The organism is Photobacterium angustum (assembly GCF_002954615.1).
GTDB lineage: Bacteria > Pseudomonadota > Gammaproteobacteria > Enterobacterales > Vibrionaceae > Photobacterium > Photobacterium angustum_A.
Genome location: NZ_MSCJ01000001.1, coordinates 793,426 through 807,979, shown reverse-complemented (window position 1 = coordinate 807,979; position 14,554 = coordinate 793,426). Strand labels below are relative to the sequence as shown.

The following is a 14,554-nucleotide window of genomic DNA, read 5'->3' as shown; positions in this document are numbered from 1 at the left end:
TATATCGCTATAGAGTACCAATAACTCCTGTTATGCCATAGCGTTCTAGGATTTATTTGCTTATTAATTCCACTAGCAGAACAAACAAATGTATTTTTGGATTCTGCTTCAATAGTAAAGTTCAACCAATGAACAAAACTTGCTCGCTTTTATCAAACGAATGTTCTTTCATGAGATGTCGATACAGTATCTATAACCAAACTCTGTTATCTTTAAGCCGATTTCTAAGCTAGATAACCCAATAATTTAAGTCTTTATATAACTTCAATTGGATCAAATTTACGACAAGGTTATTCTAGACGTTCTCTGCAATTATTTATCAGAAGATTGTTAATATCTATATGCAAACTAACAAGTTACATCTAAATTTTCGCCGTTACTGGGTGAACGATAGAATAAACTACTCAATTCGTGTTCTCATTGCGTTAGTTGGCGTCGTACTACCTTGCTGGTATTACAATTCAAATAACGAGGTAACACCGTTAGTACTCGGGGTTATTGCTGCTGCGCTAGCTGAAACTGATGACAATTTGATCGGTAGAATTAAAGCGCTTTCGCTCACTTTACTTTGTTTTTTAATTGCATCTGTTTCGATTGAAGTCCTATTCCCTTATCCTCTCTTTTTTGCATTAGGACTGTTCACGTCAACATTTTGTTTCATCATGTTAGGCGCAATGGGATCACGCTACGCAAGTATTGCATTTGCTTCATTATTGCTGGCGGTTTACACCATGCTAGGTGCTGATCATAGTGTCGATTTATGGTCCCAGCCGATGTTGTTACTTGGTGGTGCATTTTGGTATGGCTGTTTATCCTTAACATGGCACATCCTTTGGCCTAACCAACCCGTACAACGTAGCCTTGCTAATGTGTTTAGCGAGTTTGCCGATTATTTAGATCATAAAAGCCAACTCTTTGAGCCTGTTGCCGACTTAGTGCCACAACCTCTTCGTTTGCAAGCAGCAAGCCAAAACGCACGAGTTGTTAACGCGCTAAATTCAGCAAAAGCCACCCTGTTACATCGAGCAAGACGCGGACAACCCAACACGACAGGCGATAAATTCTTAACGATTTATTTTATGGCACAAGATATTCACGAACGTGCCAGCTCTTCGCATTATCGTTACCAAGATTTAGCAGCCAACTTTAACCGTAGTGATGTGCTATTTCGTTTCCAACGTTTATTACGTTCTCAAGCCGTTGCTTGCCGTGATATTTCAACTGCATTAGCAATGGGGAAATCGTACACCCACGATGAAAAAAGCATGAAAGCCTTAAATGAACTGCAAGATTCATTACAGTACCTTCATAGCCAAAATAAACCAGAATGGAAAATGTTGTTAATTCAACTCGATTTCCTATTCAACAACCTCGCCACGGTTGAACGTCAGTTAATGAACATCAATAACCCTGATGCAACCTATAACGAAGACAGTGACGAAATTCAGTTATCAGATAACGAAGCGCATGGTTTTAAAGAATTAGGTAAACGTATCAGCGCCCAGTTCAATACTGACTCCATACTTTTTCGTCATGCGATACGTATGGCAATAGCGTTAACGGTGGGCTACGGCTGTATTCAAGCACTCGATCTGCAACGTGGTTATTGGATATTGCTGACCACCCTTTTTGTCTGTCAGCCAAACTACAGCGCGACTCGCCAAAAACTACGCCAACGTGTTATTGGCACTTTGGCAGGTATCTTCGCAGGTATTCCGCTACTTTATTTATTCCCAGGACAAGAAGGCCAACTGGTATTGATGGTTGCTGCAGGCGTGCTTTTCTTTGCCTTTAGAATGGTGAAATACGGCTGGGCAACGGCATTTATTACCTTACTCGTCTTGTTCTGTTTTAACCAATTAGGTGAAGGGTATGCAGTTATTCTGCCGCGTTTAGGCGATACCTTAATTGGCTGTTTATTAGCCGTTTTAGCCGTTACCTTTATTTTGCCAGATTGGGAATCTAAGCGATTACACAAATCGATGTCAGGCGCTATCAATGCCAATAAAGATTACTTAGCACAAATTATTGGTCAGTACCGAATAGGTAAAAAAGACAGTTTAAGCTATCGTATCGCCCGTCGTGACGCCCACAATACTGATGCCCATTTAAATACGGCGATCAGTAATATGTTAGCAGAGCCTGAGCGTTACCAAATTGATGCTAATGAAAGTTTCCGATTTTTAACCTTAAACCATGCCATGCTCAGTTATATCTCGGCATTAGGTGCACACCGAACACAGCTCGATGACGATAAAACCCATCAGTTAGTGTCTGAAGCACATCGTATTATTCACGCCCACTTAGAATGTTTAGCGACACAGCTAACGGGTAACACATGTCAAAAGGCACCCGCATTAGATCTCGATTTGGATCAACGATTAGGTCAATGGCGAGATGAAGACTGTACCTCGGTACGAATGGTGTTACAGCAACTTCACTTGATCCACCGTATGCTCCCTGAAATGCACAAACTGGCGGAGCAGCTAGCACCTAAAGAGAAAAAACAAGAAGTGACTGCATAATATTTAATATTGTGAAAAACACTAAAGGGCTGAATGGAAACATTCAGTCCTTTTTTAATATCTATTATTTATTCTATTCTCAAACCAGAGTTAACATTTGCACACTCGCACCATAAGAAATCCTATAGACACTAGAATTCAATTTCGTGTTAATGAAGAAACAAAAGGCTCAACACAACAAAGAAATGTATTGTCTAGCAATACATCACATCGCCAACAGAACAAGTAATCAATATATTAAAAAAGGGGACCTGATTTCTCAGGTACCCTTTCGGTGTTGCGTTACCGCAAGCTATCTATTTTTTAGCAAATGATCTTACTCAGTTGCTTGCTCTGCCGCAGTTTCTGCTGGTGCATCTTTTGCGTGAGCTTGTAGATATTTAAGTAGTACGCGCTCTTCGTTCTTATCAAGCTTGTAGTACTGTTGCATTGCTTTTAGACCATCAACCCATGCGTTTGCTGTTAGGTGTTTTGGATCTGGCGTTGCGTGACACTGGTTACAGCTTGAATCTAGGATTTCTTTACCGTAACCCCAAATAGGTTTAATGCTTGCTAACATGTCACGTTGTGTCATCCACGCTGCAACTTGTACTTGCTGCCAAACTTGACCATCAGTTGCGGTTTGGGTGTTAAGTACTTTTTGTGTTTTCTGTAGTTCAGGAGCAATTGAAGCGATTTGAATTTGCTTCGCCATATCTTGAACTAGCATACCTGTTGTTGAACCTTTGATTTCCCAACCTGTTAGTTCAACTTTTAGCATGTCACCACTTTGGCCAACAACTTTCACTTCTGATGCTGGGTACAATTGACCTTGTGCATCGTCAGAAGCTGCATCTTTCACAAACAACTGCTTAGATGTTAGTGAGTAAAGTGTTGTCGCTTCAGGCGCTTTCGCTGCATTAATGCTTAATTGCTTAAATGTTGCTTGGAAATCGTTGTTGATATGTGGCAACTGGTGAGCAATACCTTTGTGACACTCGATACAGTTCATATCTTTCGCAGCAGCGCCTGTCATTGCAGCCGCTGCTGCTGGTGATTGCTTAGCATGATCCATCGCAGAGTAAGAGTGACAGCTCTTACACGTCGCTGAATTGGTGTCCTTCATCATCTTCCAAACATTCTGTGCCATGCGTAGACGATTTTCTTCGAACTTCTTCGGTGTATCGATATCTTTACCAATGAACTCACTGTAAATATCACCAATACCGCCCAATTTCGCTTTCATGAAAGCAATTGGGTTGTTTTCAGGAATATGACAGTCACGACACTGTGCACGAACACCGTAAGCGTTCTTAAAGTGAATGCTTGTTTTATATTCGTTGTAGTTTTCCTTCATCGAGTGACAAGCAGTACAAAACTCGTTAGTAGAAGTGAATTCAATCGATTTGTGGAAAGTAAATACGCCTGCAAGTGTAATTAATACACAAACAACAGCAATTGCTAAAACGGAGTAGCGACTGCTTGGCTTTATAAGAAAGTGCCAGAGCTTCTTCATTGATGGTCCAAAATGAATTAAACGTCAAAATGACGTTAAAAGAAAATGTTACGTACAAAAATAGCAGTCGAATATGAATACGGCAATGCGAGTTATTAATAAAAAAAATATTATTATTAATATAATTCATTACTTTGATTTTATGCCTAATTATTCATTCAATTTAGTTAGAGCTCTAAATGGTTTTTATCTGTCAATAGACTTTTACCATCTGTAACATAATCAAGAATCATTGAAACACAATCAAGTTAAACAAATAAAAATCAATAACTTAAAAAATTAACACTTGTCACAATTATTATTATTCCATATGACACTTGGCATTATTGATAATGATTTTCAATTAACCTTTGCTTAATGCGCTAAATATTCTAGGATTTATATCGACCATTAAACATATTAAATTTGGGTGATCTTTTTTGAAAACTTACTTTCCATTTGACCCTATAATATATTTCTCATTTCCGTGTAGCCTATCAAGAATTATTAAAAAAATAGGCATCAATACCGAATAAATATTAGGCGCATATTTGGCGTTAATTTATTTATTGCTCGGACTGTCTTCGGAATATAATCATGACCCTATCACGTCGAAACTTTTTAAAAGGTTCAGTAGCAACCGCAATTGCTGCTAATGGACTCACACTTTTTCCTGCAGGCAAGGTATTTGCGGCTGACACGCAAGTAATTCCATCTGCATCTCACTATGGTCCTTTTAAAGCGGTTGTTAAAGAAGGTAAGTTAATTGGCGTTCAACCTCTGAACGACGTTGACCCGTTCCCTACTGAAATGCTAACAAAAGGCATACTAAGCCGTACTTACGCTGATACTCGTATTAAATACCCTATGGTACGTAAGTCTCTGCTTGAAGATCCATTAGGCGATCACAATCCGCATTTACGTGGTAAAGAACCGTTTGTTCGTGTTGATTGGGACACTGCCATCGCACTAACTGCTTTCTGTATTGCACGTACAATTGAAAAGCACGGTAATGAAGCTGTATTTAGCTCTTCTTACGGTGGTTGGTCTCACAGTGGTCTAAACCGTCCACAAACACTACAAGGTCGTTTCTTTAACCTTATTGGCGGTCAAAGTATCTGTGCGGGTGACTACTCAGCAGGCGCATCTGAAGTTATTCTTCCTCACGTTATCGGTGATATGGAAGTGTACTCACCACAAACTGCGTGGAAGATCGTTGAAGAGAACACAGAAGCTGTTCTATTCATTGGTTGTGATCCTTGGAAAACAAACCGTATTGAATTCCGTGTTGCAGACCACTCAATGCAAAAGCACTGGGAAGCGTTTAAAGAGAAAGGCATTAAGTTTATCTCTATTAACCCTCAGAAAACCCAAACTGATAAAGCTCTAGACAGTGAAATGATCAATATCCGTCCTAACACGGATACTGCACTGTTTACTGCTATGTCTTACCACCTATGTAAAACAGGTAAAAACGATAAAGCTTACTTAGATAAGTACACAGTTGGTTTTGATAAGTACCTTGATTACCTAATGGGTAAAGAAGACGGTATTGAAAAAACACCTGAGTGGGCTGAAGAAATTACTGGCCTTCCTGCTGCTAAAATCGTTGAAATTGCAGAACTTTGTGTAACTAAGCGTACACAAATTGCCGCTGGTTGGGCACTACAACGTGCTGACCACGGTGAAATGATCCACTGGTCTATCATCAACTTTGCAGCGATTGCAGGTAAAATTGGTAAGCCAGGTGAAGGTGCAGGCTTTAGCTGGCACTACGGTAATGGTGGTATGCCAACGTCTGGTAAGCGTATGCCTATCGGTCTATCTCAAGGTCGTAACCCAATTACTAAAACATGTCCGGTTGTAATGATTTCAGACATGTTGAATAACCCAGGTAAAGAATACACCCGTGATGGTGCAAACCTTAAGTTACCAAAAGCAAAATTAATTTATAACGCAGGTAACAACTTACTATCGCACCAACAAGATACTAACGAGTTAATTGATGCACTGAACAAGAATATTGACACTATTATCTGTCAAGACCCTTGGTGGTGTGCAACAGCAAAATACTCAGATATCGTGCTACCAACCACAACGACACTAGAGCGTGATGACATCACTTCTGGCGGTACTTACAGCAACAACAAGATTTATGCGATGCGTAAAGTGGTTGAGCCTGTAGGTGAAAGCCTAGATGATTACGAAATCTTCTCTCGTCTAGCCTTTATGTTTAACGTACATAAAGAGTTTACTGACGGTAAGACAATGTACCAACACATCAAAGCGTCTTACGAAGCTTCTGATGCAACAGATGATTTCAAAACATTCTGGCAAAATGGTATTACGCACCTATCAACACCTGAAGATGCTAATAGCTTTGTTCGTCATGGTGATTTCTACGCTGATCCTGAAAAGAACCCTCTTCACACACCAAGTGGTAAGATCGAGCTTTACAGTGAAACACTTGCTAAGTTTAAAGCAAATGAGTGTCCAGCAATGCCACAATGGATGCCTCCATTTGAATGGTTAGGTAACGCGAAGAAAGATCAAGTTCACGTACTAAGTCCACACCCATGGATGCGCTTACACTCACAAATGGCGAATGCTGATGTGAACAGCCACGAGTCTGTTGATGGTCGTCAGATCGTACTTATCAACAAAGATGATGCGGCAGCACGTGGCGTGAAAGATGGCGATGTGGTTGAAGTGTACAATGACCGCGGCGCATTACTTGCGGGTGCACGTATTACTGATGAAGCAATGCCAGGTGTTATCTACATTCACGAAGGCGCATGGCTACAGCTTGATGAAAAAGGCCGTTGTAACTCAGGCTCTATCAACATGCTGACAAGCAGTAAAACAACCAGTGGTTTAGCGCAAGCAACCAGTGCAAATACGTGTTTGGCTTACTTCAAGAAATGTACTGATGTACTAACACCAAACAAAGCGTATGAGCCACCACAAATTGTTAAGTCTAAATACCAAGTGGATATTTGGTCACTACAATTAGGCAAACGCCTTAAAGCCGTTGCAGCAGAGCAAGGTCCTGCGCAATCACCGGGTGAGAAGTTATTCTACGGTAGCTGTACGTTATGTCACGCTGCACCACACCCAAGTGACTTCACTTACAAGCAGTGGAAAGGTATTACAACCTCGATGTTCCCACGTGCAGGTCTAAATGATAAAGACCGTCAACTTGTTCTTGATTTCTTGAAAAAGAATGCAAAAACTGAGTAATTGAATAGTTTAACTATCAATTAAAAACGCAGCCTTTTGGCTGCGTTTTTTATATCTAAAACAATTTAGTTAAGACTCGATAACTTTCGCTTTATTCTTGCGCTTTAACTTTTGCACCATCAAATACACACTCGGTACAACAAACAAGGGATCAACGATACCCAATGCCATACCAGCAATAATAATGATCCCCAGCGAGCCCATCGCATTAGCTCCTGGCCCCGCCTCCCATAGCAATGGTAATGAGCCCAAAATCATCGTTAATGATGTCATCAGTATTGGACGAAGACGTGTTTTCGTCGCAGTGAGGATCGCTTCTCGCGGTGCCAACCCTTCTGCTTGTAATTCATTAGCAAATTCAGTGATTAATATTCCGTGTTTACAAATCAAACCAATCAAGGTCACCAGCCCTATTTGTGAATACACATTTAAGGTGAAATCACTAAAATACAACGCCCATAACGCCACTGATAATGTAATTGGCAATGACAGCATGACCACTAACGCATCAACGACACTCTCAAACTGAGCACTCAATACCATATAGATGAAGACTAAAGCCGCGATAAATACAAACAACATTTGTTGGTTTGCATCAAGGTACTGTTTAGCTTCATCCACATAGGTGTAATTAGCATTCGCGGGTAAAATATCTGGCAACATGCGGTTTAAGGCATTAATACCCTCGCCCATGCTGACACCATCAGCCAATCGAATAGAAAGCGAGGCTGAGGTCGCTCTGTCGTATTGCTCAAGTGAGCGTGGCCCCACTTCATTCTCTATACTAATCAACGCAGACATCGGCACTAATTGCCCTTTTTTATTAGCGATCATCAGCTGTTTTAATGAGTCTGGCGTCAGAGTAAACAAGGATTCCAACTGTACATGAAGCTGATAATTGGTTCCTTGGTAGCTCATATCATTACTAAAACTCTTACCACTCATTGCCAACTTGAGGATTTGCTGAATATTACGTAACGGCACATCATATTGCGAAGCCAGTACGCGATTAATATTGATCTTAAATTGGTTCTGGTCGAACTTAAGATTACTTCGCGCATTAGAAAATAACGGTGACTGTTGGATTTTATAAGTCACTTCTGTCAACTCTTTCGCCAGCTTTTGCTCATCAACACTACTACTAACATTAAGATCGATACCGCCACTGTTACCACGACGACCACCACCTGTTTCTATCGCAGGGATAACACCGGTATAAACACGGTTGCCACCTTCTTTTAATCGCGCATTGATCATTTCACTGATTTTCTGTGCCGATAAAGAGCGATCTTCCCACGGTTTTAAGGTCACAAAACCACGAATAAAATCAGTACTAGCAAGAATCGCAACATGCGCAATATCAGGAATATGCTTAAGCTGCGTATTCATGTTATCGATCATTTTCTGCTGACTGGCTTCGTCACTACTTCCCACTAAGGGCTGAAATAAAAAGATTTGCCCTGAATCCTCATCTGGTAGCATTTTTGATGGCGTTTGAGTAAATGGCCAATAACTACTAGCCAAAACAACCACCATGACTAATAAGGTCGTTTTTCGCCAATCAATGGTGGCTGATAGCATTCGATGATAAGCATTAGATAAACGATCTAATTGTTTATTCACTCCATTTTCAAAACGTCCAGCGGGTTTATGATTCATCATTTTGCTGCACATCATGGGTGATAATGTCAGCGCGACAATTCCAGAAATAATCACCGTTCCCGCTAAAGTAAAAGCGAACTGCTGGAACAATTGTCCAGTGATTCCATCAACTAAACCGACCGGAATATAAACCGCAGCCAGAGTTAAGGTTGTAGCAATAATAGCGAAACCGATTTGGCGACAAGCAATGGCTGTTGCCTTTAATACGGAATCATGGAAACGCAATTGACGGTGAACGTTTTCGACCACTACGATCGCGTCATCCACCACCAGCCCTACCGCTAATAACATCGCAAGTAGTGTCAAAGAGTTAATGCTAAAGCCTGCCAGTTTAAGGATGATGAACGAACACGATAAACAGACAGGAATAGTCACAATTGGAATCAAGGCAATACGTAAATTACCCAAGAATAACCAGATAACGCCAGCAACAAGTATCACCGCTAAACCAATTGCGACATAAACATCATTTAACGCCGTAATAATGAACGTTGATTTATCTAATAAGACCTTTGCTTTCATGCCGCTAGGCAAGGTCATTGAATCTAATAAACCGTGAACTTGTTCAGAGAGTACCAGTGGGTTTGCAGTTGCGGTGTACTGAGGATTTAACACAAACAGCATGGCATTTTTCTTCGAGAAATCCACCAGCGGTTTCACTTCACGTTGGCTGCTTGGTGTACCAATCGTGATATCTGCCACTTGATCTAATCGAATAGGTTGCTGCTGATAAGTCGCAATAATGGTCTTTTTTATATCATCAAGACTTGAAATCGCCCCTGTTGAGACCAATTGATACTGGCTTTCTGTACCAGATGTTTTACCACTGATCGCTGTGATGCTGTTTACGTCATTAATTTTGTTAATCACATTATTCAGCGTCAAACCATAGTAATACACTTTATCGGGATTTAGGGTGATCAACACAGATTGACTTGAGCTTGGCGCAACGCTTACCGCGCCAGCTGCTGGTAACTGTTCTAATTGAGGTAATAGCGTATCAATACCATACTGATGAAATTCATATTCCGCTTGATGAGGGCCCGGTGTTAAACCAATCAACATGGCAGGCATTCCCTGATCGTCTGATTTGGTTACTTTCGGCGAAATATCATCAGGTAACTTGTTTTCAATATTGCCAATATCATTATGAATTTCACTTACCAAGGTATCGATTTCACTGTCATTAACATTCGATGCGACATCGATAATGATATTGCCTCGCCCTTGACGTGCAGTCGCTGATAAATGGCTGATTCCCTCTGTACCAGCAATAGCATTTTGAATAGGGATCAACACTTCAGTCATCATATTTTGTGCCGCTAACGCACTATCATGGACGGTCACTTGAATTTTGGATTGACTTATTTGTGGGGTATAACGCCAAGGCAATTTTTGACAAAAAATCAGACCAATGAATACAGGGATCAACCACAAGACAGTACATAACACCGGACGGCGTAAACACAGCTCCGTTAATTTCATTTTTTACCTGCCGTTGCTGACTGTAATGATGATTGTGTCGTTGGCTGTTGCGCAGACGTAACTTCCACTTTTTGGTCGGTTCGTAGGTAGTTTTGTCCATTAATCACCAATTGATCCCCTACCGCTAACCCAGACAAAATCTGTACATAACCGTCATAGTACTGACCGACTTTAACATCGCGTAATCTGGCTTTATTGTTCACTACAATAAATACCTGTGCGCCTTGAATATTGGTGATAAGTGATGAGGTTGGAATCGTAACTTGCTGAAGTAATTGTCGTGTTTGCTGAACAACTTTCACGTTTTGCCCTGGTGAAAACTGTTTCGCGTCAGGTAGTTTTGCTTTTAAAGTCACTAGACCCATTGCAATATTTGGAGACACATAACTTACTGTGCCTTGAGCATGTTCGGAAGGTGTAAGCTCTGAATAAACCGTCACCGTTTGATCAAGATGGTAATCCTGTTTTTGTACTGCTGGCAGTTGATATTCAATCGATAATTGATCTGGGGTATACAAGGTTGCAAGGGTATTACCCACAGTCACTATGTCGCCAACATGAAAATCAGTTTGACTAATCACACCATCGAATGGTGCTTTGATTGCCAACTCTGTAAGCTGAGACTCATCTTGCTCTAGTTGTGCTAATGCCTGTTTGTAATCACTTTCGCTGTCATCATATGTACTTCGTGCAACGACACCTTTATTCACTAACTCTTTTTGTCGTAACCATGTTTGTTTCGTCGCGTTAAGTTGTGCCTGATCTCGTGCAACTTTTGCTTTAGCCGACGCAGGATCAAACTGCACTAATAGCTGGCCTTTCTTAACCGTTTCCCCAGCCTTGAAGTAGATAGCTGTAATTTGACTCGTCTCTAAACTTTTTAGCGCAACTGAATTATGGCTTTTCACTACCCCATAGCCCATGACCTGCTCCGTCAACGTGCGTGCTGTTACAGGTTGGGTCTCTACTTGAACGATCTTCGATGAATGCTGTTTATGAGGAGAAGAGCCTGACTTGCTCTCTTGGTTACAACCAACAAGCATAAGACTTACAGCAGCGAAGACTATGACTGGAATGCATTTTTGTTTCATCATCATCAACTTATCTGGAAATTAAACAATATAAGCAAGGCACTTATCTTAATTACCAACACCTCGAATATACTTTTTAGGTATTGTATCTTATCAAATACATTTGCGAGGTTAAGTCAGAGCTATGTTGCTTTACAGTTATTTACATTCAGCTGAATGATAATATAAAAAACAAAAATAAAGGGTGGCGATAATTCGCAACCCTTTGTATTTATTTACTTATCACTATATCTATTTATGGCTAAGAAAATAGCATTTCCATTGCCTGATGAGGAATATTAGCTTCCATAAATTCATCACCGTATGGGGTGAAACCAAGCTTACGGTAAAAGTCGACAGCATGAGTTTGCGCGCCTAAGTCCACACGGGGATAGCCTTGTTGTTTAGCATACTCCACTAAGGCTTGGACGACTTTAACACCTAAGCCTTGCCCACGTGCAGCTTTCATGATGGCAATACGACCTATATGGCCATCTGCAAGAATGCGCCCAGTGCCTAATGGCTGTTCGCCATCGACTACAAGTACATGCACTGCTTGTGTATCTAAGCCATCAAACTCAATTTCAGGATCAATTTGTTGCTCTTTAATAAACACCTGCTCACGTACAAAGCGAATACTCTCTTTATTCGCATCATCAAAAGCAACAATTTTTATATCTACCATGAAATATCCTATTTATCTGAATTACAGACCTTTTTTATATTGCTGAGAAATAGTGCCAATAATGGTTTGCTCTAATGTTGCTCTCGCGTTGATATCACCATGGATATACGCATTAAACAAAGAGACTAACATTGCTTTATCAGCATTTACTTCCGTTTCCGTTTTAATATCACGGAGATCGATCATAAAGCGAGTAAACTTATCAGGGAAATCTGTAACCGCCTGTAAATTCATATAGTTCTGCTGGCTATATAACGCATTATGCGCGCCTCTTTGTTTATCTAATACAAACGAGGCGTCTTTTAAACTCAAGATAGACGCTGACTTATCACACTTACGTAAGCACTTATTATCAAAATGCTTTTTCTTACAACCTACTGTTTGATGGAATAAACACTGGCGGCTCATTAACATCATTAATGGATGATAAATACTGTAATGTAATTCAAAGTTTTCAGGGCATACCATTGGATTAATTTGCTTACGATTGATCTCGTTAGAAACGAATGCGCCCTTCGCATTAAACTCATCAGCTATGCACTGTAGGCTAAATGAATTAGTTAAGTTCAAGTAAGGCCCTGCAATCCAATCAATCCCTTGCTGATAAGCCACATGCGCAATACCACTGTTATTCGTCACAATACAATTAGGTTTCACGCGCTCAATAAATTCAATTGCAGCTTGGTAGTTTTCACCAATTAAAATTGCTGGGAACCATGGTACAAGATGAGGATGCGCTTCAAACAATGCTACCGTTTTTTCAAGTTCCATCGATAAACCTTCAGGAACGGTATAATACAGCACGGCATTGTTATCTTGATTTAATACCACATCACTTGGATCAGAAATCAATATTGCCAGCTCTGGCGTGATCCCTGTTGGCTTACGGTGATTGATACTATTACGTGGTTTTGGCGAATCAATCGCCGCTACTAGCGGTTTTTCACCATTTAGCTGATAACCAATTTGTTCTTTTAATTGTGCTAATTCCGCAAAAGGAACTGACGTATTTTCGGCTAATCCTGAAATATCAACGTGGGTGATCTGATACTCACCTTCATTAGCCAAACTTTGAAAACGTTTTTCTAATAACTCATGAGTTAATACGTGTTTTTGTGCACCAATAAGTGCTGACTCTGATTGTAACTCTATAGTTTGATCCGGCGTTGTCACTATCACCGTTAAACATTGGCCTTCTTTACCGCTAAAGATCATGGTCATGGGTAGCGAGCTAACATCCATGGCTTTCGTGACATCTTCAACGGTATTAATAATCGCTGTTTTGTCATCGTACAATTTCTGTTTTACGCCATTTACTGCATCAATTGTGGTTGCTTGATAGACCTGAGTAAAATGACTCACAGAGTTATCACGAGGGTTATCAATAAACATGCTCTTATTGATATCACCTTGTAGATACGAGTTAGAAAAGTCGCGGTTAAAGACCGTAAACAGTGACGTTGTATCAGTTAGTAACGGCTTTTGCTCACAGTAACGATCGATCTGCTGACGCCATTGATCGACCACGGTATACACATAGTGTGATTTCTTAATTCGCCCTTCCACTTTCAGCGAATATACCCCAGCATCAGCCAACTCAACCATATTAGAAAAAGCTGAATTATCTTTCATGTTTAATGGAAAATCTTTACCAGCGGCGGTAGTTTGGTACTGATCACGACATGGCTGACTACAACGACCACGGTTACCCGAGTTACCATTTTTCACCGAACTGATGTAACACAAACCAGAGAAGCCAATACAGTATGAACCATGAACAAACACTTCCATAAGTACATCGTGTTGATGTCCAAATTGAGCCAAATGCTTAATTTCACGAATGTTCAACTCACGGGATAAGTTAACACGGCTTGCTTGAAGCTGTTTTAAAAACAGGATTTGACCATCGTTATGGGTATTGATTTGGGTAGAAGCATGAACATCCAAGGTTGGGAAATGTTCTTTAATGATGTGGAACAAGCCTAAATCTTGCAAAATCACACCATCAACTTTGGTGTTCACCAACTTATTCAATAAGCGAATAACCGCTGGAATTTCACTATCTAATACGACAATGTTTAAGGTAAGAAAAATCTTACAATTGTTCTGATGTGCTAAACGAATAATGCCACTTAATACATCAAAGGTAAGGTTAGTGGCTCGATTTCGAGCGTTGAAGCTATCTAAACCACAATAAATTGCATCAGCGCCAGCAGCAATGGCAGCTTTAATAGATTCGATATCGCCACCGGGTGCCAATAACTCAAAATTCTTAGTTTTCGCAACATTGCTCATCAACAATTGTACCTTGTATAACCGCATTAAATGTGAGGACGGCTATTTTACGCGCAAGCTTTCAATAAAGTCCAATAGTGAGAGTTAAATCACATAATGGATTGAGAGAATATTGAAA

General features: G+C 40.4%; 7 protein-coding genes. 2 read left to right on the top strand and 5 right to left on the bottom strand.

The features are described 5' to 3' along the window. Positions 1-341: 341 nt before the first annotated feature. Complete coding sequence (gene yccS / locus BTO08_RS03355) at positions 342-2,525, top strand: YccS family putative transporter (RefSeq protein ID WP_105059888.1); 2,184 nt, start codon at positions 342-344, stop codon at positions 2,523-2,525. A gap of 316 nt (positions 2,526-2,841) precedes the next feature. Here the strand turns inward: yccS and torC are convergent, their stop codons facing one another. Then, positions 2,842-4,020: a pentaheme c-type cytochrome TorC gene (torC, locus tag BTO08_RS03350; protein WP_005368636.1), complete on the bottom strand. Its 1,179-nt coding sequence runs from the start codon at positions 4,018-4,020 to the stop codon at positions 2,842-2,844. 576 nt (positions 4,021-4,596) lie between these two features. On the opposite strand from torC, the gene BTO08_RS03345 reads away from it, so the two are divergent. Next, a complete protein-coding gene (locus BTO08_RS03345) occupies positions 4,597-7,239 on the top strand; it encodes a molybdopterin-dependent oxidoreductase (protein WP_005368637.1) in 2,643 nt (880 codons plus the stop codon). Positions 7,240-7,308: 69 nt separating this feature from the next. Here the strand turns inward: BTO08_RS03345 and BTO08_RS03340 are convergent, their stop codons facing one another. The 4 genes from BTO08_RS03340 to BTO08_RS03325 form a co-directional block, all read right to left on the bottom strand. Next, a complete protein-coding gene (locus BTO08_RS03340) occupies positions 7,309-10,386 on the bottom strand; it encodes an efflux RND transporter permease subunit (protein ID WP_105059887.1) in 3,078 nt (1,025 codons plus the stop codon). Next, positions 10,383-11,483 (bottom strand): efflux RND transporter periplasmic adaptor subunit, encoded by a 1,101-nt coding sequence (locus BTO08_RS03335; RefSeq protein ID WP_242446228.1) that lies wholly within the window; start codon positions 11,481-11,483, stop codon positions 10,383-10,385. The genes BTO08_RS03340 and BTO08_RS03335 overlap by 4 nt, the downstream gene beginning before the upstream one ends. Before the next feature lie 235 nt (positions 11,484-11,718). Beyond that, the gene (locus tag BTO08_RS03330) at positions 11,719-12,141 is read right to left on the bottom strand and encodes a GNAT family N-acetyltransferase (RefSeq protein ID WP_005368643.1); all 423 of its coding nucleotides are present in this window, start codon (positions 12,139-12,141) and stop codon (positions 11,719-11,721) included. Positions 12,142-12,162: 21 nt separating this feature from the next. After that, the gene (locus tag BTO08_RS03325) at positions 12,163-14,436 is read right to left on the bottom strand and encodes a peptidase U32 family protein (protein WP_105059886.1); all 2,274 of its coding nucleotides are present in this window, start codon (positions 14,434-14,436) and stop codon (positions 12,163-12,165) included. Positions 14,437-14,554: the final 118 nt, after the last annotated feature.

Coding starts and splice junctions, on each gene's coding strand:
- yccS (WP_105059888.1), top strand. CDS start 342: ATGCAAACTAACAAGTTACATCTAAATTTTCGCCGTTACTGGGTGAAC.
- torC (WP_005368636.1), bottom strand. CDS start 4,020: ATGAAGAAGCTCTGGCACTTTCTTATAAAGCCAAGCAGTCGCTACTCC.
- BTO08_RS03345 (WP_005368637.1), top strand. CDS start 4,597: ATGACCCTATCACGTCGAAACTTTTTAAAAGGTTCAGTAGCAACCGCA.
- BTO08_RS03340 (WP_105059887.1), bottom strand. CDS start 10,386: ATGAAATTAACGGAGCTGTGTTTACGCCGTCCGGTGTTATGTACTGTC.
- BTO08_RS03335 (WP_242446228.1), bottom strand. CDS start 11,483: ATGATGATGAAACAAAAATGCATTCCAGTCATAGTCTTCGCTGCTGTA.
- BTO08_RS03330 (WP_005368643.1), bottom strand. CDS start 12,141: ATGGTAGATATAAAAATTGTTGCTTTTGATGATGCGAATAAAGAGAGT.
- BTO08_RS03325 (WP_105059886.1), bottom strand. CDS start 14,436: ATGAGCAATGTTGCGAAAACTAAGAATTTTGAGTTATTGGCACCCGGT.